25 protein-coding genes and 3 pseudogenes are annotated in these 20806 nt (G+C 67.0%); 13 read left to right on the forward strand and 15 right to left on the reverse strand.

All coding sequences use genetic code 11. The features are described from left to right. Positions 1–118: 118 nt before the first annotated feature. From mddA to B8W69_RS13725, 3 genes are read left to right on the forward strand one after another with little or no spacing between them, the layout of a single operon-like run. Entirely contained in the window at positions 119–886 is a 768-nt protein-coding gene (mddA, locus tag B8W69_RS13715; protein WP_085290341.1) for a methanethiol S-methyltransferase, read from the forward strand. A gap of 58 nt (positions 887–944) precedes the next feature. Beyond that, positions 945–1427 (forward strand): cation:proton antiporter regulatory subunit, encoded by a 483-nt coding sequence (locus B8W69_RS13720; protein ID WP_085290342.1) that lies wholly within the window; start codon positions 945–947, stop codon positions 1425–1427. Positions 1428–1431: 4 nt separating this feature from the next. Then, the gene (locus B8W69_RS13725) at positions 1432–2589 is read left to right on the forward strand and encodes a cation:proton antiporter (protein ID WP_085290343.1); all 1158 of its coding nucleotides are present in this window, start codon (positions 1432–1434) and stop codon (positions 2587–2589) included. Between the two features lie 12 nt (positions 2590–2601). Here B8W69_RS13725 and B8W69_RS13730 read toward each other — a convergent pair. Continuing rightward, positions 2602–3116: pseudogene (locus B8W69_RS13730) on the reverse strand (Rv3235 family protein). Between the two features lie 259 nt (positions 3117–3375). Here B8W69_RS13730 and B8W69_RS30930 point away from each other — a divergent pair. From B8W69_RS30930 to B8W69_RS13755, 5 genes are all read left to right on the forward strand, one after another. Continuing rightward, positions 3376–4797 (forward strand): WS/DGAT/MGAT family O-acyltransferase, encoded by a 1422-nt coding sequence (locus tag B8W69_RS30930; RefSeq protein ID WP_085290344.1) that lies wholly within the window; start codon positions 3376–3378, stop codon positions 4795–4797. Between the two features lie 41 nt (positions 4798–4838). Then, the gene (gene ppk2 / locus B8W69_RS13740; protein WP_085290345.1) at positions 4839–5690 is read left to right on the forward strand and encodes a polyphosphate kinase 2; all 852 of its coding nucleotides are present in this window, start codon (positions 4839–4841) and stop codon (positions 5688–5690) included. Positions 5691–5696: 6 nt separating this feature from the next. Further along, positions 5697–6218, forward strand: coding sequence for a DUF6912 family protein (locus B8W69_RS13745; protein WP_085290346.1), 522 nt, complete (start codon positions 5697–5699; stop codon positions 6216–6218). Positions 6219–6355: 137 nt separating this feature from the next. After that, positions 6356–7516, forward strand: coding sequence for a ferredoxin reductase (locus tag B8W69_RS13750; protein WP_085290371.1), 1161 nt, complete (start codon positions 6356–6358; stop codon positions 7514–7516). Between the two features lie 97 nt (positions 7517–7613). Then, entirely contained in the window at positions 7614–8897 is a 1284-nt protein-coding gene (locus tag B8W69_RS13755; protein ID WP_085290372.1) for a fatty acid desaturase family protein, read from the forward strand. A gap of 28 nt (positions 8898–8925) precedes the next feature. On the opposite strand, the gene B8W69_RS30935 is transcribed toward B8W69_RS13755, so the two are convergent. From B8W69_RS30935 to B8W69_RS13775, 4 genes are all read right to left on the reverse strand, one after another. Continuing rightward, complete coding sequence (locus B8W69_RS30935) at positions 8926–9126, reverse strand: ANTAR domain-containing protein (protein ID WP_085290347.1); 201 nt, start codon at positions 9124–9126, stop codon at positions 8926–8928. A 52-nt stretch (positions 9127–9178) separates the two neighbouring features. Next, the gene (locus B8W69_RS30940; RefSeq protein ID WP_085290348.1) at positions 9179–9394 is read right to left on the reverse strand and encodes a PAS domain-containing protein; all 216 of its coding nucleotides are present in this window, start codon (positions 9392–9394) and stop codon (positions 9179–9181) included. Between the two features lie 124 nt (positions 9395–9518). Further along, positions 9519–10409, reverse strand: coding sequence for an ABC transporter substrate-binding protein (locus B8W69_RS13770; protein WP_085290349.1), 891 nt, complete (start codon positions 10407–10409; stop codon positions 9519–9521). 33 nt (positions 10410–10442) lie between these two features. Beyond that, positions 10443–11186, reverse strand: coding sequence for an SDR family NAD(P)-dependent oxidoreductase (locus B8W69_RS13775; protein WP_085290350.1), 744 nt, complete (start codon positions 11184–11186; stop codon positions 10443–10445). Between the two features lie 139 nt (positions 11187–11325). On the opposite strand from B8W69_RS13775, the gene B8W69_RS13780 reads away from it, so the two are divergent. From B8W69_RS13780 to B8W69_RS13790, 3 genes are read left to right on the forward strand one after another with little or no spacing between them, the layout of a single operon-like run. Next, complete coding sequence (locus B8W69_RS13780; RefSeq protein ID WP_085290351.1) at positions 11326–11706, forward strand: nuclear transport factor 2 family protein; 381 nt, start codon at positions 11326–11328, stop codon at positions 11704–11706. A gap of 26 nt (positions 11707–11732) precedes the next feature. After that, positions 11733–11981, forward strand: coding sequence for a hypothetical protein (locus B8W69_RS30305; RefSeq protein WP_133057998.1), 249 nt, complete (start codon positions 11733–11735; stop codon positions 11979–11981). Next, the gene (locus B8W69_RS13790) at positions 11908–12204 is read left to right on the forward strand and encodes an AraC family transcriptional regulator ligand-binding domain-containing protein (protein WP_085290353.1); all 297 of its coding nucleotides are present in this window, start codon (positions 11908–11910) and stop codon (positions 12202–12204) included. Before B8W69_RS30305 ends, B8W69_RS13790 begins: the two co-directional genes overlap by 74 nt. Here B8W69_RS13790 and B8W69_RS13795 read toward each other — a convergent pair. The 6 genes and pseudogenes from B8W69_RS13795 to B8W69_RS13820 all read right to left on the reverse strand — a co-directional run bounded on the left by B8W69_RS13795 (position 12191) and on the right by B8W69_RS13820 (position 16334). Further along, positions 12191–13015, reverse strand: coding sequence for a hypothetical protein (locus tag B8W69_RS13795; protein WP_085290354.1), 825 nt, complete (start codon positions 13013–13015; stop codon positions 12191–12193). The genes B8W69_RS13790 and B8W69_RS13795 overlap by 14 nt on opposite strands. After that, positions 13012–13620 carry a TetR/AcrR family transcriptional regulator gene (locus B8W69_RS13800; protein ID WP_085290355.1) on the reverse strand — a complete coding sequence of 203 codons (609 nt, stop codon included), beginning with the start codon at positions 13618–13620 and terminating at the stop codon, positions 13012–13014. The genes B8W69_RS13795 and B8W69_RS13800 overlap by 4 nt, the downstream gene beginning before the upstream one ends. 112 nt (positions 13621–13732) lie before the next feature. Then, a pseudogene (locus B8W69_RS31990) lies at positions 13733–13816 on the reverse strand (hypothetical protein); the annotation flags it as partial. Positions 13817–13929: 113 nt separating this feature from the next. Continuing rightward, positions 13930–14268 carry a DUF732 domain-containing protein gene (locus B8W69_RS13810; RefSeq protein ID WP_085290356.1) on the reverse strand — a complete coding sequence of 113 codons (339 nt, stop codon included), beginning with the start codon at positions 14266–14268 and terminating at the stop codon, positions 13930–13932. A 360-nt stretch (positions 14269–14628) separates the two neighbouring features. Next, on the reverse strand, positions 14629–15087 hold the full coding sequence (locus B8W69_RS13815; RefSeq protein WP_085290373.1) for a DUF302 domain-containing protein: 459 nt from the start codon (positions 15085–15087) through the stop codon (positions 14629–14631). Between the two features lie 50 nt (positions 15088–15137). Continuing rightward, the gene (locus B8W69_RS13820; protein ID WP_085290357.1) at positions 15138–16334 is read right to left on the reverse strand and encodes a thiolase family protein; all 1197 of its coding nucleotides are present in this window, start codon (positions 16332–16334) and stop codon (positions 15138–15140) included. A gap of 98 nt (positions 16335–16432) precedes the next feature. Here B8W69_RS13820 and B8W69_RS13825 point away from each other — a divergent pair, with 98 nt between their 5' ends. Further along, complete coding sequence (locus tag B8W69_RS13825) at positions 16433–16909, forward strand: winged helix-turn-helix transcriptional regulator (protein WP_085290358.1); 477 nt, start codon at positions 16433–16435, stop codon at positions 16907–16909. On the opposite strand, the gene rsgA is transcribed toward B8W69_RS13825, so the two are convergent. Together rsgA and aroA are read right to left on the reverse strand one after the other, a co-directional pair. Then, positions 16893–17888 (reverse strand): ribosome small subunit-dependent GTPase A, encoded by a 996-nt coding sequence (gene rsgA / locus B8W69_RS13830; RefSeq protein WP_085290359.1) that lies wholly within the window; start codon positions 17886–17888, stop codon positions 16893–16895. The two genes, B8W69_RS13825 and rsgA, sit on opposite strands and share 17 nt — an antisense overlap. After that, complete coding sequence (gene aroA, locus B8W69_RS13835) at positions 17885–19180, reverse strand: 3-phosphoshikimate 1-carboxyvinyltransferase (protein ID WP_085290360.1); 1296 nt, start codon at positions 19178–19180, stop codon at positions 17885–17887. The genes rsgA and aroA overlap by 4 nt, the downstream gene beginning before the upstream one ends. 68 nt (positions 19181–19248) lie before the next feature. Here aroA and B8W69_RS13840 point away from each other — a divergent pair, with 68 nt between their 5' ends. Continuing rightward, complete coding sequence (locus tag B8W69_RS13840) at positions 19249–20013, forward strand: SOS response-associated peptidase (RefSeq protein ID WP_085290361.1); 765 nt, start codon at positions 19249–19251, stop codon at positions 20011–20013. A 14-nt stretch (positions 20014–20027) separates the two neighbouring features. Here the strand turns inward: B8W69_RS13840 and B8W69_RS13845 are convergent. Next, positions 20028–20351: pseudogene (locus B8W69_RS13845) on the reverse strand (HNH endonuclease signature motif containing protein); the annotation flags it as partial. Between the two features lie 299 nt (positions 20352–20650). After that, positions 20651–20806, reverse strand: a complete 156-nt coding sequence (locus B8W69_RS13850) for a DUF222 domain-containing protein (protein ID WP_439330611.1) — start codon at positions 20804–20806, stop codon at positions 20651–20653.

Below are 20806 nucleotides of genomic sequence, written 5' to 3' on the forward strand. Positions count from 1 at the left end.
ATGAGGCGATTGCCTCAAAATGATCGAACCGGCCGGTCAGCGACGCCCAGACCGCGCCCGCCGAAATTGGGGCGAATGACCTATATGCGCGCGCGCCGATCAGGCGCACAATCAGCAAATGAAGCGTTACCTGACGGTCGGCTACGGCGTGGCCGCTTATCTGCTCTTTCTTGCCGTATTTCTGTACCTTGTCGCCTTCGTCGGCAACTTCTGGGTGCCGCGGACGGTCGACCACGGGCTATCGGCGCCCATCGGCCAGGCAGTGTTGGTCAACATGGCGCTGCTCGGCCTGTTCGGCCTGCAGCACAGCGTCATGGCGCGACCCGGGTTCAAGGCGTGGTGGACGCGGGTGGTGCCGCCGTCGATAGAGCGCAGCACCTACGTGATCCTGTCCAACGCCGTGCTGGTGCTGCTCTATTGGCAATGGCGAACGATGCCGGCCGTCATCTGGGAGGTGGAACTACCGGCCGGGCGCCTGGTGCTGTGGACGCTGTTCGGGCTCGGCTGGGTGATCGCCCTGGCGTCGACGTTCATGATCAACCATTTCGACCTGTTCGGGCTCCGGCAGGTGTATCTGGCGTGGCGCGGAAAACCCTACACGCACATAGCTTTCCACATTCGGATGTTTTACCGGCTGGTGCGCCACCCGCTCATGCTCGGTTTCATCATCGCCTTCTGGGCGGCCCCCACCATGACGGCCGGGCATCTGCTGTTCTCCATCGCCCTGACGGGTTACATCCTGGTCGCCACCCGGATCGAGGAGCGCGACCTGGTGGAGGCGCTGGGCGATGACTATCTCAACTACCGCCGCGAGGTACCGAGGTTGCTGCCGCTCGGACGCCGACCGCGCGGTGGCCCCAGCCGCCCGGCGGACGCAACGGGCTGAAGCATCTTTGCATCCAGCCGCTTTCGGCAGCGCCGGGCGACCTGTCAGGATTGACGGCATGGATGTCAGGGAGGTGTTGCTCCCCGGGGTCGGTCTTCGCTACGAATTCACCGATCACAAGGGCGACCGCATCGGCATCATCGCGCGGCGCGGCGGCGATTTCGACGTCGTCGTGTACGCGCGCGAAGATCCGGACGAGGCCCGGCCGCTGCTGCACCTCAGCGACCAGGAGGCCGAGGCCGTGGCCCAGATCCTGGGGGCGCCGCGGATCGCCGAGCGATTCACCGAGCTGGCCCGCGAGATCCCGGGGCTCGAGACCGGCCAGGTGCACATCCTGGCAGGCAGCCCCTTCGTCGATCACCCGCTCGGAGACACCCGGGCGCGCACCCGCACCGGCGCGTCCATCGTGGCGATCGTGCGCAACGAGGAAGTGCTCGCCTCACCCGGACCCGCCGAGATGCTGCACGTCCAAGACGTTCTGATCGTGATCGGCACCGAAGACGGCATCGCGGGCGTCGAGAAGATTATCGACAAAGGCTGAGCCGGTGCAGATTTCGGGGACGCTGCTTCTGCAACTCGGCGCCCTCCTGGCCACTCTGGCCGTATTAGGCGCCGCCGCAAGGCGATTCGCGTTGTCGCCCATCCCCGTGTACCTGCTGGCGGGCCTGGCGCTGGGCAACGGCGGCATCCTGCCGATGGCCGCCGGTGGCCAGTTCATCACCACCAGCGCGCCCATCGGCGTCGTGTTGCTGCTGCTGACTCTGGGCTGCGAGTTCTCGGTGGCCGAATTCTCCAGCAGCATGCGCCACCACCTGCCGTCGGCGGCCGTCGACATCGTGCTCAACGCCGCGCCCGGCGCGATCGCCGGCTGGCTACTGGGATTGGACGGTGTGGCCGTCCTGTGTCTGGCCGGCGTCACCTACATCTCCTCCTCGGGCGTCATCGCACGGCTGCTGGAGGATCTGCAGCGGCTCGGGAACCGGGAGACGCCGTCGGTGCTGTCGGTGCTGGTGCTCGAAGACTTCGCGATGGCCGCCTATCTACCGCTCTTCGCGGTGCTGGCGTCGGGCGGCGGATGGCTGCACGCGGTCGGCGGCATGGTCGTGGCGGTGGGCGCTCTGGTGGCTGCGTTCGCCGCGTCCTACCGGTGGGGTCACCACGTAGAGCGGCTCGTGCAACACCCCGACTCCGAACAGCTCATGCTGCGGGTGCTGGGCATCACCCTGATCGTGGCGGCGATGGCGGAGTCCCTGCACGCCTCGGCCGCGGTCGGCGCGTTCCTGGTGGGCCTCACCCTGACCGGCGAGACGGCCGAGCGGGCCCGTCAGGTGCTGAGCCCGCTGCGCGACCTGTTCGCCGCCATCTTCTTCCTGGCGATCGGCTACTCGGTGGACCCGCACGAGTTGGTCCCGATGCTTCCGGCGGCGCTGATCCTGGCCGCGGTGACCGCGGCGACCAAGGTGGCCACCGGGATCTTCGCCGCGCGGCATGACGGGGTGGCACGGCGCGGGCAGTTGCGCGCAGGCACCGCGCTGATCGCGCGCGGCGAGTTCTCGTTGATCATCATCGGATTGGCCGGCAAGTCGCTGCCCGCGGTCGCGGCGCTGGCGACGTCCTACGTTTTCATCATGGCGACCGTGGGGCCCATCCTCACCCGCTACACGGGCGGTCCGCGGGCGCCCGGCGCCGCGCCGGCGACCTGACGGCGGCCGCCGTCATCCGATGTGCAGCGCGACCACCATCCACCGCGCTCCGCCCGCGGCGCTGACCTGCTCCACCCGGCAGGCGATGGCGTGGATCCGGTTCCCGCGGCTGTAGGAACCGAAGACCTCGGCCGCCGAGTCCGGGTCGCGGTGACCGGCCGCCTGTAGCCGCATGCGGCGCAACACCGCGGCGTCTCGGTTATGGCCCGCGGCCGAACGGCCAACCGCGGCAACCGAATCCACCAGGCTCGGCGCCAGCAGCGGATTCAACTGCGCCGCGGGCCGGCGACGGTCGATGACTTCCAGCACTCGCCGCAGCGCCGCGTCGGCGAAGACGGCCGCCTGACGCAGGCGGGGGACATGGGCGCGCCGGGATCCGGTGCCGGCGCCCTGCTGGGCTGCCCGGTGTAGGAGCGCGGCGGCGCGTGGCTGCTGCGGCGGCGCAGCGCGGGACGCGGGGATTGCCGGCACTGCGCGACGGTGTGGGGCACGTCCTGCGTCGGCGGCTCGTAGTCGACGACTGGTATGACGGTGAAAGCGTCAGATGGATTCGCAACAGGATTAGTGTTCAACGCGCACTCTCCAACTCTTCGGCCGGACCTTCAAGCCTGCTGGAGAGGGGCAGACGGTGGTTAGTCAGTGGTCATCATGGCACAACTCGACCGGACGCGTACCCACGCTGACCGGTGCACGGCCACACGGTTACCGTGGGCGGGATATCGGGCCCCAGCGGCCCCGGGGGCCCCGAGCGCACGGGCGACGAACTGACCAGGAGGACAGCGCCGCATGGTGACTCGCTTGTCCCCGCCGGACGCGTCGTTTTATCGGCTCGAGAACACCGCGACTCCCATGTACGTCGGATCGCTATCGATCCTGCGTCGGCCCCGTGCCGGCTTGAGCTACGAGACGCTACTGGCCACCGTCGAGCGGCGGCTGCCGCAGATACCGCGCTACCGGCAGAAGGTGCGGGAAGTGCGGGTCGGCACGGCCCGGCCGGTCTGGGTGGACGACAACGACTTCGACATCACCTATCACGTGCGGCGCTCGGCGTTGCCCTCTCCGGGCAGTGACGAGCAGCTGCACGAGCTGATCGCGCGGCTGGCCGCGCGGCCACTGGACAAGTCGCGCCCACTCTGGGAGATGTACCTGGTCGAAGGCCTGTCTCAGAACCGGTTGGCCCTCTACACCAAGTCGCATCAAGCGCTGATCAACGGCATGTCGGCGCTGGAGATCAACCACGTCATCGTCGATCGGACGAAACGCCCGCCCCCGTTCCCCGAGGACATCTGGATACCGGAGCGAGACCCCGGCAACACCCGGCTGGTCTTGGGCGCGATCGGTGAATGGGTCACGGGTCCGGGCGCCCAGCTGCAGGCCGTCGGGTCGATGATCGGCGGTCTGGTGACCAACAACGGCGAGCTGCTCGACGCCGGCCGCCGGGCTGTCGACCTGGTGCGCGCGGTGGCCCGGGGGACCGCGCCCAGCAGCCCGCTCAACGCCACCGTGTCGCGGCACCGGCGCTTCACGGTCGCACGGGGCAGGTTGGAGGATTACCGCACCGTGCGTGCGCGCTATGACTGCGATGTCAACGACGTGGTGCTCGCGGTCATCGCCGGCGCCCTGGGTAACTGGCTGATGTCACGGGGCGTGGCGGTCTCGCCCACCGCGACGGTGCGGGCGATGGCGCCGCTGTCGGTATACGACGACGGTGACCTCGACACGAGCGGGCCCGGTCAGGCGATCAGCCAGGTGATGCCGTTCCTCGTCGACCTGCCGGTGGGGGAACCCAACGCCGTGGTGCGGCTGTCGCAGATCGCGCACGCCACCGAATCGAACCCGACGGCCGCCCAATTGGTGGACGCCAGGACCATCGTCACGCTCTCGGGTTTTGCCCCACCGACGCTGCACGCCATGGGCATCCGGGCGGCGACCAGTTTCCGGGGTTCCTTTAAGCGCACCTTCAACCTGCTCATCACCAACGCCCCCGGCGCCCAGTCGCAGATGTACATCGCGGGCACCAAATTGCTGGAGACCTACGCGGTGCCGCCGCTGCTGCACAATCAGGCGCTGGCCATCGGCGTGACCTCGTACAACGGCGAGCTGTACTACGGAATCAACGCCGACCGCGAAGCCATGAGCGACGTCGAGTTACTGCCCGGACTGCTGAACCAGGCGCTCGAAGAACTCCTGGAGGCGTCCCGGTCCTAGTCGGCGGTGAAAACGCCTGCGTGGGGCTATTATTCGTTGCTGTGAGCACCGCGAAAAGTAACGGTGGGCCGACCAAGAAGAAGTCCGCGCGGTCGGCCGTGCCAAAGATCTCCGACGAGGTCTACCAAGCCGAATTGTTCCGGCTGCAAACGGAATTGGTGAAACTGCAGGAGTGGTTGCGGCATGCCGAACAACGCCTGGTGGTCATCTTCGAAGGCCGTGACGGGGCGGGCAAGGGCGGCACCATCAAGCGGATCACCGAATACCTGAACCCGCGCGTCACCCGCATCGCGGCGTTGCCCGCGCCGACCGACCGGGAGCGCGGCCAGTGGTATTACCAGCGCTACATCGCCCACCTCCCCACCAAAGGGGAGATCGTGCTGTTCGATCGGTCGTGGTACAACCGGGCCGGCGTGGAGCAGGTGATGGAGTTTTGTACACCCCAAGAGCATGCGTTGTTCTTGCGCCAGACGCCGATCTTCGAGCAGATGCTGATCGACGACGGGGTATTGTTGCGCAAGTATTGGTTCTCGGTTTCCGATGCCGAACAGCTGCGCCGGTTCAAGGCCCGGCTGAATGACCCTGTGCGGCAATGGAAACTGTCCCCGATGGACATGGAATCGCTATATCGGTGGGATGATTATTCGCGTGCCAAAGACGAGATGATGGTGCACACCAACACCCCGGTGAGCCCCTGGTACATAGTGGAATCCGACATCAAGAAACACGCGCGACTGAACATGATGGCCCATTTGTTGTCCACCGTCCCTTACCACGACGTCGAGACGCCCAAGGTCAAGCTGCCGGAGCGTCCCGTCGTCAGCGGTAACTACCAGCGCCCGCCGCGCGAGCTGTCGACGTACGTCGACGACTACGCGGCCACGCTGATTTAGCCGCACATGACGGTCGTCTATATCCCCGCCACGCTGCCCATGTTGGCGCAGCTCGTCGCCGACGGCTCGTTGTGGCCGGTCAGCGGCACCGCGTTTGCGCTGACGCCGAGGCTGCGCGAGGCCTACGCCGAGGGCGACGACGACGAGCTCGCCGACGTGGCGTTGCGCGAGGCGGCGCTGGCGTCGCTGCGGCTGCTGGCGGGTTCGGAAGGGGAAGGTGGCGGCGAGTCGTCCGAGCCCCCGCCGCCCCGCCGCGCGGTGCTGGCAGCCGAGGTCGAGGACGTCACGTACCGTCCCGACCTCGACGACGCCGTGGTCAGACTGTCCGGGCCCGTGCCGATCGACGACGTGATCGCCGCCTACGTCGACAACGCCGGGGCCGAACCGGCGGTGGCGAGGGCGATCGAGGCGGTCGACGCCGCCGATCTGGGCGATGAGGACGCCGACCTGATCGTCGGCGATGCGCAGGACCACGATCTGGCCTGGTACGCCAACCAGGAGCTGCCGTTCCTGCTGGAGTTGATGTGAAGCCGAATGTGAGACAAATCGGGCAGCAGCGCTAGCTACGACAGCGTAGGTTACGGTACCGTAGGTTTCGTGAAGCGCACAGAATCGATCACAATGTGAGCGCAAGCCAGACGCCGCATCGTGAACAGGAGCTTCCCCTGGGCAGACGTAACCCATCGATCACGGGCAACGTCGTCGATACCGCGCGACCCGTTGTCGCCGGCGCTGACCGGCACCCTGGCTGGCATGCGCTGCGCAAGCTCGCCGCGCGCATCACGACGCCGCTGCTGCCCGATGACTATCTGCACCTGGCCAACCCGCTCTGGTCGGCCCGCGAACTGCGGGGCCGCATCCTGCAGGTGCGCCGCGAGACGGAAGATTCCGCGACGCTGGTCATCAAGCCGGGCTGGGGCTTCAACTTCGACTACCAGCCGGGCCAGTACATCGGCATCGGACTGCTGATGGACGGTCGCTGGCGCTGGCGGTCGTATTCGCTCACCTCGGCCCCGGCCGGCGGAGGCTCGCGCTCCGACTCCGGTTCGGCGCGCACCGTGACCATCACCGTGAAGGCGATGCCGGAGGGGTTCCTGTCGTCGCACCTGGTGGCCGGCGTCGAGCCGGGCACCATCGTCCGGCTGGCCGCGCCGCAGGGCAACTTCGTGCTGCCCGATCCGGCGCCCGCGTCGATCCTGTTCCTCACCGCCGGCTCCGGGATCACGCCGGTGATGTCGATGCTGCGAACCCTGGTGCGACGCAACCAAATCGGCGACATCGCCCACCTGCACTCGGCGCCCACCCAGTCAGACGTCATGTTTCGCGCCGAGTTGTCCGCGCTGGCCGCCGAGCATCCCGGCTATCGGATGCGGCTGCGCGAGACCCGCACCCAGGGCCGGCTGGACCTCTCCGTGCTGGATCGGGAGGTGCCGGACTGGCGCGAACGCCAAACCTGGGCCTGCGGTCCGGAAGGCATGCTCGCCGAGGCCGAGCGAGTTTGGTCGGCCGCGGGTATCGGTGAGCGCTTGCACCTCGAGCGGTTCGCGGTGTCCAAGGCCGCACCCACCGGCGCCGGCGGCACTGTCACCTTCGCCCGAAGCGGACGCACGGTCGATGCCGACGCGGCGACGTCGCTGATGGACGCGGGTGAGGGCGCCGGCGTGCAGATGCCCTTCGGGTGCCGCATGGGGATCTGCCAGTCGTGTGTGGTCGGCCTCGTGGAGGGTCACGTTCGTGATCTGCGCACGGGCCAGGAGCACGACCCGGGGACCCGGGTGCAGACCTGTGTGTCCGCCGCTTCCGGCGATTGCATGCTCGACATTTAAACGCTACTCATAGGTAACCTACGGCTTCGTAGGTTACGATAGCGTAGGTCTGGACCACTTTAAGGACCGAATCAACGATCGCAGGGAGATGACGACGATGGCAGTCACAGACGTCGACGTATTCGCCCATCTAACGGACGCCGATATCGAGAACCTGGCCGCTGAGCTGGATGCCATCCGCCAGGACGTGGAGGATTCGCGCGGCGAGCGGGACGCCCGCTACATCCGCCGCACCATCGCCGCCCAGCGCGCGCTGGAAGTATCCGGCCGGCTGCTGCTGGCCGCCAGTTCGCGGCGCTCGGCCTGGTGGGCGGGGACGGTGACCCTGGGCGTGGCCAAGATCGTCGAGAACATGGAGATCGGCCACAACGTCATGCACGGCCAGTGGGACTGGATGAACGACCCCGAGATTCACTCCTCGACCTGGGAGTGGGACATGAGCGGGTCGTCCAAGCACTGGCGCTACACCCACAACTTCGTGCACCACAAGTACACGAACATCCTCGGGATGGACGACGACGTGGGCTACGGCCTGCTGCGCGTCACCCGCGACCAGCGCTGGAAGCGCTTCAACATCTTCAACCTGGTGTACAACACCCTGCTCGCGCTGCTCTTCGAGTGGGGGGTGGGCCTGCAGCATGTGGAGCTCGGCAAGATCGTCAAGAAGCGGATGGACCACGACGACGCGCGACAGCGCACCGACGAGTTCCTGGCCAAGGCCGGACGGCAGGTGCTCAAGGACTATGTCGCATTCCCGGCTTTGACCGCGCTATCGCCCGGCGCAACCTACACCTCCACGCTGAAGGCCAATGCGGTTGCCAACGTGATCCGCAACGTGTGGGCCAACGCGGTCATCTTCTGCGGCCATTTCCCTGACGGCGCAGAGAAATTCACCAAGACCGACATGGTCGGTGAGTCCAAGGGGCAGTGGTACTTGCGCCAGATGCTGGGTAGCGCCAATTTCGAGGCCGGGCCGGCGCTGCGGTTCATGAGCGGGAACCTGTGCCACCAGATCGAACACCACCTGTTCCCGGATCTGCCGAGCAATCGGTACGCCGAGATCTCGGTGCGAGTGCGCGAAGTCTGCGACAAGTACGACTTGCCTTACACCACAGGCTCATTCTTGCTCCAGTACGCCAAGACGTGGCGCACGCTGGCCAAGCTGTCGCTGCCGAACAAGTATTTGCGCGACGACGCCGACAACGCCCCGGAGACCCGCAGCGAGCGGATGTTCGCCGAGCTCGAGCCCGGCTTCCTGGGCACCGACCCGGTGACCGGCCGCCGCCGCGGCCTGAAATCCGCGATTGCCGCGGTGCGTGGTTGGCGGCGCGGGAAGCGTGCGGCCGTCGCCCGCCCTGCCGGCGAAGGCCTGGCTGCCTAACTGCCCGTTGGCTTTTCGCGCCGGATCGTCATCGGTTGGGGTGGTCGATCTGGATCAGCTTGTGGGCCGGCTCGGCCAGTGGAGTGCTCAAGGTTTGTGAGAGCCTCACCTGTAGATCGAAGGCCGCCGCCGCGTCGATGTCGAAGCGCTCCATGAGCATGCCCTTGGCCTGCCCGATGACGTCTCGGGTTTCCAGCGCGCGCTGAAGTTGCCGAATTTCTTCGGCCATCGCCGACGCGCCGTCCGGCAGGAAGTTATCGGGATTCCGCGGATCGGTGATGTTAGCGCATGATCGGCATGACGTCGGTCCTGTTGCGGCCCAGCGCGGACTCCACGGACGCCGCCAGCAACCCGAGGCCGTTGGCCGGCTGGTCGTCGAGATTCTCCGGGAACGCGTCGCCGACGTAGCTGCCGAGCAGCTCGTTGCGTGCGCGCAGGGAGATCGCCTCGTAGGACGCGTTCAGGCCGCGAATGCGCAGGTCGGGGTCCAACAACATCAGGGCGGTACTGGCTGATCCAGGCGGCAAAACCGCTGAAAGCGCATGAAAACGGTGTTGGTCCAGCACTCGAGAGATTCGTCGGTTCGCTGGCATTCTTATCGCGTACCCAGCCCGGTATGAGCTATTGGTCACCTGGCGGCGAAACTCCGTGGCCACACTCATAGAAGCCCGTCGCGCTTATCGGTGCGACACCGAGTTCGCCGGCCACCGCGTCGATCGCGCGCTGCGCGACCTCCGGATCAACCCGATAGTCCGGGGTGAAGTACGGGCCGACGTAACGCTCGTAGTGCCATCGCGCTTCATCGGGGGCGAGCCGGTCGAGGAACGAGTTGATGTAATCGACTGCACGGCTTGGCTGTTCGGTGAGAAATCGCAGCGCGCGCTGATTGGCACGCAGCAGGGCCTGCAGCGCGGGGCTGTCCAGGGGGATGTGGACTGGGTCCACGGCGACGCCCACGGTGGGGATCTGGAAGTGATCGCCGACCCAGGCCAGCAGGTGAAACCCCTCTTCGGCGGCGACCTGTTCGGGGGACAGGGTGCTGCCCACGTAGGCGGCATCGATCGAGCCGTCACGCAGCCGCCGGATGTCCATCTGGTAGTCACCCGGATGCCGCACCACGCAGCGGAGGTCGCGGTCGGGGTCCAGGCCATGCTCACGCAGGACGATCCGGGCGAAGGTGCCTGGTGGATTGTCGGCGGCGTGTACGGCCAGACGCCGACCACGAAGGTCCGCCATGGACTTCACCTCGGCGTTGCCCAGAAACCAGAACAACGGGCGATCGGTGTTGACGCTCAACGCTTTCCATCCGATCCCGTCGTGAAGCCGCGACAGCAGGGCCCGGCCCAGGCCGATCACCGCGCCGTGGCGCAGCCGCTGCGCGCTCCAGCCGACCCCATCGCGGATCGCGACGTGAACACCTTCGTCCCGGTAGTAGTCCTCCTGATCGGCGACATGGGCGACCAGCTCCTCGTGAATGCCCCGCCCGACGTAAGCGAGATCGATCGTCTGCACGCCGAACCCCTTTCCCGGTAGCAGAATCCGCTGTCAATCCATGGCGAGGCCGCCGTTGACCTCCAGGCAGTGGCCGGTGATGAAGCCGGAATCCTCGTCGGCCAGGAAGGCCACCGTCTTCGCCACCTCCTCGGGGCTGACGAGCCGCCCCATGGGATTGGTCGCGCCGAGCTGGTGTATCTGTTCGGCCGTCAACAGCGCGTTCGCCGTGGGATCGGCGACGGTGGCGGGCGAGACGAGATTGGCCGTGATCTGGTGCGGAGCCAGCTCGAGTGCGACGTAGCGGACAAACTGGTCCATTGCCGCCTTGGCGGTTCCTACCGTGATCATGCCCTGTCTGGGACGGCGGGACAACACCGTGGTGAGATAGATCAGCCGACCATACGTCCGCGAAATCATCTCGGGGACAACGGCTTTGGTCACCAAAAAGGCGGCATGCAGTTCGCGGTCCAGCTTGCCGCCCAGCTGCTCCCAGCTCAGATCGGCGAACGAGGTGACGTCGTAGGGGATGAGCGCGTTGTGCACGAGCACGTCAACGCCGCCCCACCTCGTGTTGATCTCGCCGACCATGGCGGCGACATCGTCGGGTTCGGTGACATCGGCTCGAATCGCGACGGCCTCACTGCCCGCAGCGGCGGCGGCCGCGACCACCTCGTCGGCCTCCGCGGCGCTGGACCGGTAGTTGACGCCCACCCGAAATCCCTGCTCCGCCATGACCAATGCGGTCGCCGCGCCGATGCCCCGGCTGGCTCCGGTGATCACCGCGACACGACCCATCAGCGCTACCTCCGACCGCGCTCACCGCGCCTGGCTGGCACGCGCGAACGATACTCCCGCGGTGCACCCGGGTAAAGGGCTGCGCTCAGAGATCCGATGGCGGAACATTGGTGCATCCACCCACGAGGAGACAGCCGCCATGAATGATGAGGATGTGCGCAACGCTTTGCGGCGCCACTGGGCAGCTTCGGACACCAACGACTTCGGGGCGGAGCACGAGATCTATCGGGTCGACGCTGTTCTCGAGTATCCGCAATCGGGCGAGCGAATCCGGGGCCGGGCCAATATCCAGGCCGCACGCGCCGCTCAGCCGAATGCCAAACGCTTCAACGTCCGGCGCATGCTGGGCGGCGGCGGCCTCTGGATCAGCGAACTAGTCCTGACGTATGACGGGCAACCGTTCTACGTGGTCAGCATCATGGAGCTCGAAGGTGGGGAAGTGGTCCGCGAGACGCAGTACTTCAGCGAGCCGTTCGAACCGGGGCCATCCCGCGCTCAATGGGTTGAACGCATGGAGTGAGCCGCCGTGGATTGCACTGTCGCGGTATGCATTCGAGCCTCCCGGACGGTTCGGCCATACAGGAGGATGTGCAGGTGTTCGTCGGATCCCAGGTGTCGCACTTTCCCGCGCAGCACGCCGCGTTGCGGCTCGACCTGCCCGACCTGACCGGCCCGGTCGCCGAGTTCCTGGTGCGGCGCGAGCTCGCCGCGATCGCGCGTCATGTCGGAATTGTTGGCCAGCCGGGTCCCGTTCACCTCGATCGATTTCACCGGCCCGGCGCCGTCGCCGGGTGATGACGCGGCCCGCGAGGCATTCGGCGTGGCACCGCAGTACGGGGCGCCGGCCAATGTCGCACGCCTGCCGGTCGCGCTGCTGGAGGAGCGGCCGCCCCGCGCCAGCGAGATGAGCGTGGCCACGTGCGAGCAACAGTGCAGTGCCCTGCTCGAACGCCGCCGTGCCCTGGACCGGCGTGGCCCTGCGGGTGCGCTGCGTATCCCTATGGTCAGGGGTGTGTGACGAGATAGGTCTCGTTGTCGAGGTCGGCGGTGAGTTCCTCGACGTCGAAGGGACGGTCCAGACGCGCGTGCAAGGCCTTCGGGTCGATGAGCAGGCTTATTTCCGCGGTTTGACGGGCGAACAGTCGCCCGATGAGGGGATAGATTCGGCGCATGATCGCCCGCTCCGCGGACGTGCAGCGCGACGCGCAGTAGCCGACGTGGCCGATCTCGTCGGTGAGGATTTCGCTGTAGAGCAGTTCGATTCGCTCGGCGACGCGGGGTTCGTCGGCGAAAAGCCTTCTGCCGGCACGGCGTAATTCGTCGAACAGGATGCATCCCGCCATCTCCGCGGCTCCGACGAACATGAAGCCGAGCCGTTCGGGCAGGAACACATTCGCTTTGACGAACTGGCGTATCACGAAGGGCGGCGGGACGACCTGGAAGGTCAGGTCGAACACGTCGAGCGCGTAGGCCAGCAGCCGGGTGTGGTAGTGCTCTTCGAGTTCGAGGTAGACGCGCTCGGGCGGCACGCTCTCGTCGCTGTTGCGCCCGTAGGTCTCGCCCAACCCCACGCCGAATCGCTCCGCCTGATTGAGCTTTGCGGTTGCCAGCAGGAACAGCATCTTGGCGTCCAGTCCGGGTTCGGGTCGTCGGCGGCGCAGGTTGCGCAGGAAGGTGGTTCGGTCGGCGGGGTGGGCCGACCGCACGGGATTGGATTCGATGTCGCTGAAGAACTGCTCGCGGTTGGCCAGCCGCCTGTTGAGCAGATCGGCCTCGCCGTCACGCTTGGCCAGAAAGTCCCGGTAGCCTTCGATGCCGGTGCGGTTCATCGCTTCTCCATTCCTTTGACAATCGTTGTCACGTAACGGCTTAACAGCGCGGCATCATGGGTCCCGGTGGCCAGCAGCGCGAACAGTCCGGTGAGAAAGAACGTCGCGAGCTCGGCCGCGTCGACGTCGGAGTTGACCTGCCCCGCGTCCTGGGCCCGACCGATGACACCCACCAGGAATTGTCCGACCGGGTGCTGGGCGAATTCGTCTTCGACCGGACGGGTCGAGGAGAAATGCAATCCGAGCATGTCCCGGAAAACCGCTTCGCCCAAACGACTTTCGGCGCTGAGCACGTGATGCACGAGCTGGGAGAGCACCGACGCCAGCTCACCCTTGGCGTCGCCGAGTTCGCTGATGATCCGGGTCTCCTCCACCCGCTCCACCTCGATGAGAACATGCTCCTTGGTCGGGAAATGGAAATAGAACGTCCCCCGTGCCACGCCCGCCTCGGCGACGATCGCACTGACATCGGCGGCGGCCACGCCGCGCCGCGAGATCTCGGCCAGCGCCGCGTCGAACAGGCGCGCGCGGGTTTCCAGCCGGCGCGTTTCGCGGACGCTTGCGCCCGGCGATCCGGTCGCGGATGGCGCGCGTAGTGACTCCATGGGGGCACCGTACGTCAATGGCTGACGATCGTCAATGACGGTCGTCAGCGAGTGTCAGCCGATGATTCCCGCCGCCGGGTGTTCCGCCCAGTCGCGAATCGCCGGGATCCTCAACGCGAGCACCGCTGGCGCCCAACGGGTGGCCAATGGCGATGGCACCGCCGTTGACGTTGGTCTTGGCCAGATCGGCGCCGGTGCCCAGGCATCGCGACACGTCGAACGCCACAGGAGTGCGGGTGCGGCTGCACCAGGCGTTAACCACTATTTGAGGAACACCACTGGGAACTTGTTCTCGGTAACACCAACTAGTTATGGACAAAGATCGTTTACGGCGTAGTTAACGAAGTCGCTGGCCTGTTCGGGAGTGAGCCCACCTCTGCCCAGCCTGGCGTCGGAGGTCTGCAGCACCGTTTGCTTCAGCTGTCGGACATCAACGCCCGCCCATACCTGTTGGCAAATCTCCTGGCCTACTTGCACCAGCGTCGCGTCACCGCCGTCGACGTCGCGGATCCCCCCGTTGTGCAGGTCACTCAGATAGGAGGCAACGTCAGCATAAGCCGGGCCGGCCCAGATGACCCCGGCGACCAGAAGCGGACCAATTGTCAGCGGCAGGGCCATAAGTCGCCCATAGCGCCTGTGCGCCGCCATAGCTCCTTCTCCTTTGCCTACGAAACGGAGCGAATTGGAAGACTTCACTCTGGAGAACCTCCGCGATGCGCTCCGCAGGGATGGGGTGCCGAAACCGTTGGCATGATCGGAGATGCGATGCTACCCCGAGTAGCTGTGTAGTGCCTTTGAAGTTCGTCGGAGTCTACTGGCCATTTGCACCACCGCAGTCGGCGCGATAAGCCGTCAACGGGCCCATGACCCCAACGGCAAACTTCGTCAGCAGGCGGCAATGCTCGCTGCCCCCAACAGGACTGAGGCGCTCTCGAAATTGCGGCTGCCCACGCTGATTATGCACAGAATCATCGACCCGCTCCGGGCCGCTCACCTGCGTTGACGGCATTAGCCGCTGGTCACCTTGGCGGCCAGTGCCGCCAGCTTGGCGTCGAGTTTCTCTGCGGCGCTCAGTAATTCCGCATTCGGTTCGAATACCATCAGTGACGACGGCTTGATGTAGGTCAAACTGCTGCGGCCCTCACCCTCGTCGACGAGCAGCAGCTCGACCGGGGCGAACAAACCGGCCTTCACGTCGTGGCGCAGCATGGTGATGGCGATCAGCGGGTTGCCGAGGACCACGCGCATCACCTTGCGGTCGATGCCAGCCTTGCTGATCCAGGCACCGTGGTCGATCAGCTTGAACAACATGAATCCGCTTGGGCCGACGTGGGGTTCGACCTGCTTTTGGTAGGACGCCCAGGTATCGGCCTTCGCGAGGTCTGTCAGCGACACCGGCTTTTCACCGATGTCATCCAGCAATGCGGCGAGCAGTGCGTCGTAGCTCTTGGCGCTGTCGTAGCGCATCCGGATGCCGTCGAATTTGATTTCTTGCGAATTACTCACGATGGACCCTCCTAGTCGAGTCGCTCGATGATGGTGGCGTTGGCCATGCCGCCCCCCTCGCACATCGTCTGCAGCCCGTAGCGACCGCCGCGCTGTTCCAGCGCGTTGACCAGGGTGGTCATCAGGCGAGCACCGCTGGCGCCCAACGGGTGGCCGATGGCGATGGCACCGCCGTTGACGTTGGTCTTGGCCAGATCCGCTCCGGTGTCCTTGGCCCAGGCCAGCACGACGGGTGCGAACGCCTCGTTCACCTCGAACAGGTCGATATCGGCGAGCGTCAGACCCGCCTTCGACAACACCTTCTCGGTGGCCGGTATGACACCGGTCAGCATGTACAGCGGGTCGGAGCCCACCACGGTGGCGGTGTGGATTCGCGCCAGCGGGCGTAGCCCCAGCTTGCTGGCGGCCTCACTGCTGGCGATCAGCACCGCGGCGCTGCCGTCGGACAGCGGCGAGGAGTTGCCGGGCGTGATCTCCCAATTGATCTGCGGGAAGCGGGCTTTGGCCGCGTCGCTGTAGAACGCCGGCTGCAATCCGGCCAGCGTCTCGACCGTCGTGCCGGGGCGGATGATCTCATCGGTGGCCAGCCCGGCGATCGGAATGAGCTCGTTGTCGAACAGCCCTTCCTTGGTGGCGCGGGCGGCCTTCTCGTGGCTGCCTGCCGAGAACTCGTCGAGCTGGGCGCGCGAGAAGCCCCACTTCGCGGCGATCAGCTCGGCGCTGATGCCCTGCAGCACCAGGCCGTCGGGATAGCGGCGGGTCATGTCCTCGCCCATCGGGTTACTGCCCGGCAGCACCTGCGTACCCATCGGCACGCGGCTCATCGACTCCACACCACCGGCGATGACGAGGTCGTAGGCGCCGGCGACCACGCCCTGGGCGGCGAAGCTGATGGCCTGCTGGCTACTGCCGCATTGCCGGTCGATCGTGACACCGGGAACCGACTCCGGGAAACCCGCGCCCAGCAGCGCATTACGGGCGATGTTGGCGGCCTGGTCGCCGACCTGGGTGACGGCGCCGGCGATGACGTCGTCGACTTGGGCCGGATCCACGCCGGTGCGCGCCACCAGCTCGCGCAGGCTGTGGGCCAGCAGGTCGGCGGGCAACACGTCGTGCAGCGCGCCACTGGCCTTGCCCTTGCCGATGGGGGTGCGGACGGCTCCGACGATGACGGCGTCGCGGACCCCGAAACTGGGATGGCTCGTCATGACTCCTCCTCGAGTCGATCTCGATCTAGGTATAGATCGCTGTACCCAGGTAAACACCTCGGTATGCTTAAAGCAACCCAGGTGCGGAGGTGATTTAGATGACACTGCTGCAAGGACCGCTGGCCGACCGCGACGCCTGGTCGGCGGTGGGCGAGTGCGCGATCGAGAAGACGATGGCGGTCGTCGGAACCAAATCCGCGATGCTGATCATGCGCGAGGCGTACTACGGCACCACCCGGTTCGACGACTTCGCCCGGCGGGTGGGCATCACCAAGGCCGCCACCTCGGCGCGGCTGAGCGAACTGGTCGAGCTGGGGCTGCTACGGCGCCAGCCCTATCAAGAACCCGGGCAGCGCAGCCGTGATGAGTATGTGCTCACCGACGCCGGCGTCGACTTCATGCCGGTGGTGTGGGCGCTGTTCGAGTGGGGGAGGCATCACCTGCCGGGCCGCAACCGGCTACGGCTGACCCACCTGGGCTGCGGCGCCGAGGTGGGTGTCGAAATTCGTTGCGCGGAAGGCCATCTGGTGCCGCCCGACGAGCTCGGCATGCGGCTGGCTAAGAAGTCTGGTTGAGCGCGGCCAGCAGCCGGCGGGCCGCGGCGACGCGGCGCACGGCGGGCCCGGTCAGGGTGTCCAGCGCGCACTCGGGGTCGGCCGGCGGCCCCATGTGCCCGCAGCCGCGGGGGCAATCCGCGATGGCCTCGGCCAGGTCGGAGAACGCCATCATGACATCGTCGGGCTGGATATGGGCGAGCCCGAAGGAACGGATGCCCGGCGTGTCGATCACCCATCCGGTGGTGCCCAGCGGCTCGGTCAGCGGTAGCGCCACCGACTGCGTCGACGTGTGCCGCCCCCGGCCGATGTCGGTCACGTCGCCGACGGCGCGGTCCGCGTCGGGCACCAGGCGGTTCACCAAGGTGGACTTCCCGACGCCGGAATGCCCGAGCAGCACGGTGATCTTGCCCGCGAGCAGGTCCGCCACGGCCAGCAGGGGATCGTCGCGGCCGGCGGCCACCACGGTCAGATCCAGGTCGACGAACTGCTCCGCGAACGGCTCCGGCGGGGCGAGGTCGGTCTTGGTCAGGCACAGGATCGGCGTGAGTCCGCCCGCGTAGGCGGCGATCAGCGTCCGGTCCACCAGGCCGGTGCGGGGCGGCGGGTCGGCCAGCGCCACCACGATCAGCAACTGGTCGGCGTTGGCGACCACCACCCGTTCGGTCGGATCGGTGTCATCGGCGGTGCGCCGCAACACCGTTCGCCGCTCCCCGCGACGCACGATGCGGGCCAGCGTGTCCGGCCGCCCCGACAGGTCACCGACCACGTCGACGTCGTCGCCCACCACGATCGGGGTGCGGCCCAGTTCGCGCGCCCGCATGGCGGTGACCCGGTGGTCGACGTCGCCGCCCAGCACGCATCCCCAGCGGCCACGGTCGACACTGACCACCATCGCGGCCTCGGCGTCGGCGTGCTCGGGACGGGTTTTGGTCCGCGGGCGCGAGCCCCGGCCGGAGCGGATCTTGACGTCCGACTCGTCGTAGTCGCCCGGCTTCACATGCGCTGCTCTTCCCCGGGCTCCAGCATGCGGGCCCACAGCCGCGGAAAGTCCGGCAGCGTTTTGCTGGTGGCGCCGATGTCGTCGACCTCGACCCCGTCCACCCGCAGCCCGACGATCGCACCCGCCATCGCCATTCGATGATCGGCATAGGAGTGCCACACCCCGGACCGCAGCGGCTTCGCGGTGATCTCGAGACCGTCGGGGGTTTCGGTGCACTCGCCGCCCAGTCGGTTGATCTCCGCGCTCAGCGCCGCCAGCCGATCGGTCTCGTGGCCGCGCAGATGCGCGATGCCGGACAGGCGTGACACCGACCCCGGCGTCGCCAGTGCCGCCAGCGCGGCCACCGACGGCGTCAGCTCGCCGACCGCGCGCAGGTCGACGTCGAAGCCGCCGAAGTCCCCGGACCCGCGTACCTCCAGGGACGAATCATTGTGTGTGGCAACGGCATTGAGCTTGCCCAAGACGTGCAGGATGTTGTCGGCGGGCTGCACGCTGCTGGCCGGCCAGCCGGTGATGCGCACCGCGCCGCCGCTGACCACCGCCGCGGCCAGGAAGGGGACGGCGTTGGTCAGGTCCGGCTCCACCTCCCAGTGCCGCGCCGCGACCGGCCCGGGCCGCACCGTCCAGCGGTTGGCGACGGAGTCGTCGACGTCGACCCCGGCCTGGCGCAGCATCACCACCGTCATCGCGATGTGCGGAGCCGATGGCAGCGACGCGCCGGTGTGTTGCACGGTCAGGCCCTCGGTGAACGAGGCCGCGCACAACAGCAGGCCGGAGACGAACTGCGACGAGGCCGAGGCGTCGATGTCCACGGTGCCGCCCATGATCGAACCGGTGCCCAGCACCCGGAACGGGAGGCCGGAGCCGTCGATCCGCACGCCGAGCCCGCGCAGCGCGTCCAGCAGCGGGGCGATGGGCCGGGCCCGGGCCTGCTCGTCGCCGTCGAACTCCACCGCCGACTCGGCCAGCGACGCCAGCGGCGGCACGAACCGCAGCACCGTGCCGGCCAGGCCGCAATCGACTTGCGTCGGCGGCTCCGGGGCGACGCGGCCGCTCACCGTCAGCTCCGTCCCGTCGCCGTCGATGCGCAAGCCCAGGGTGCGCAGCGCCCCGATCATCAGGTCGGTGTCGCGGCTGCGCAGCGCCCCGCTGACGGTCGGGGTGCCCTGTTCCTGCGTGGCCGCCAGCGCCGCCAGCACCAGGGCCCGGTTGGTCTGCGACTTCGAACCCGGCACGGTCACGGTCGCGTGCACCGGCTGCGATGCCAAGGGGGCGGTCCAGGTCGTCACCGGTCCATCATCGCCTGTCACCGGTTTCTGCCCCAATAGGACTTCGCGGCTCTGCCACTATGGGTCTTATGTGTGGACGGTTCGCGGTGACCACCGATCCGGCCCTGCTGGCCGAGAAGATCAAGGCGATTGACGAGGCCACCGGCGCCGATGGGGCCTCGAGCGCACCCAACTACAACGTGGCCCCGACCACGTCCATCGCGGCTGTCGTCAGCAGGCGTTCCGAGCCCGAGGACCAGCCGACCCGTCGGGTGCGGCTGATGCGCTGGGGCCTGGTGCCGCCGTGGGCCAAGGCGGGTGCCGACGGCGCGCCCGACACCAAGGGCCCGATGCTGATCAACGCCCGCGCGGACAAGGTCACCACGTCGCCGGCCTTCCGGACCAGCGCCAAGTCCAAGCGCTGCCTGATCCCGATGGACGGCTACTACGAGTGGCGGGTCAACTCGGACGACGCGGCCGGCAAGAAGACCCGCAAGACGCCGTTCTTCATGTACTCCGAAGACGGGGAGCCGCTGTTCATGGCCGGTCTGTGGTCGGTATGGAAGCCGGCCAAGGACGCGTCGCCGTTGCTGAGCTGCACGATCATCACCACCGATGCGCCGGGGGAGCTGGCGCAGATTCACGATCGGATGCCGCTGGTGTTGCCCGAGCGCGACTGGGACCGGTGGCTGGACCCGGACGCCGCGATCGACGAGCAACTGCTGACCCGCACGCCCGATGTGAGCGCCATCCGGATGCGCGAGGTGTCGACGTTGGTCAACAACGTCCGCAACAACGGCCCGCAGTTGCTCGAGCCGGCCGAGCCGCAGCCCGAGCAGATGAAAATCCTGTAGCGCGGCTTTGGCCGCTATGCCGAGGACGCGGCCGCCTCATCGTCGTCTCCATCGCGGAGCAGTTTCTCGGGGTGATGGAAGGTGTTGATTCGCGGTTGGCCTCGGTCCAGGTGTGGGGGCGGGCTCCATTCGGTGTCACCGTTGGCGTTCTTGCGGGTGGTCCAGCCGCCCGGTTTCAGCAGGCGATGATGGGGGCCGCAGGCGAAGGTGAGGTCGTTGACGTCGGTGCTGTGGCACTTGCTGTAGTCGGTGACGTGGTGGACTTCGCAGTAGTAGCCGGCCACGGTGCAGCCCGGGGCCGAACACCCGCGATCCTTGGCGTACAACACGACGCGCTGATGTCCGTGCTACTTGCGATTAGGCGCGCCGTTGATGATGCCGATCATGACCGACAAGACGAACGTACGCCCAGTTGATCGCCCAGCCGTGACCGATCGCGATAAGCGCTAGGCCAACAACGAAAACGATATAACCCAGGAGTGGGCGGTCCTGGCCTAGGCGCTTCCCCCATACCGAGCCAGCAGCACCAGCCACACCTATCACCAACCACCAAAAGGGCTGCCGCTTGAGAAGGCTCAATGAGCTGGTAGCGTCGGCCATCCTGTTACCGCCCGTCGTAGATTGCTCGTTGTTCAGTTTAGAGTGCACAACCGAAACATTCACTGGCGTACAACACGATTCGCTGTCCGGGTGAGGCGAGTCGTTTGGTGTGATAGAGCGCCAGCGCCTTGTCCTTGTCGAAGATCGCCAGATAGTGGTGGGCGTGGCGGGCCAACCGGATGACGTCGCTCAT

The sequence above is a fragment of the Mycolicibacterium vulneris genome, from assembly GCF_002104765.1.
Lineage (GTDB): Bacteria > Actinomycetota > Actinomycetes > Mycobacteriales > Mycobacteriaceae > Mycobacterium > Mycobacterium vulneris.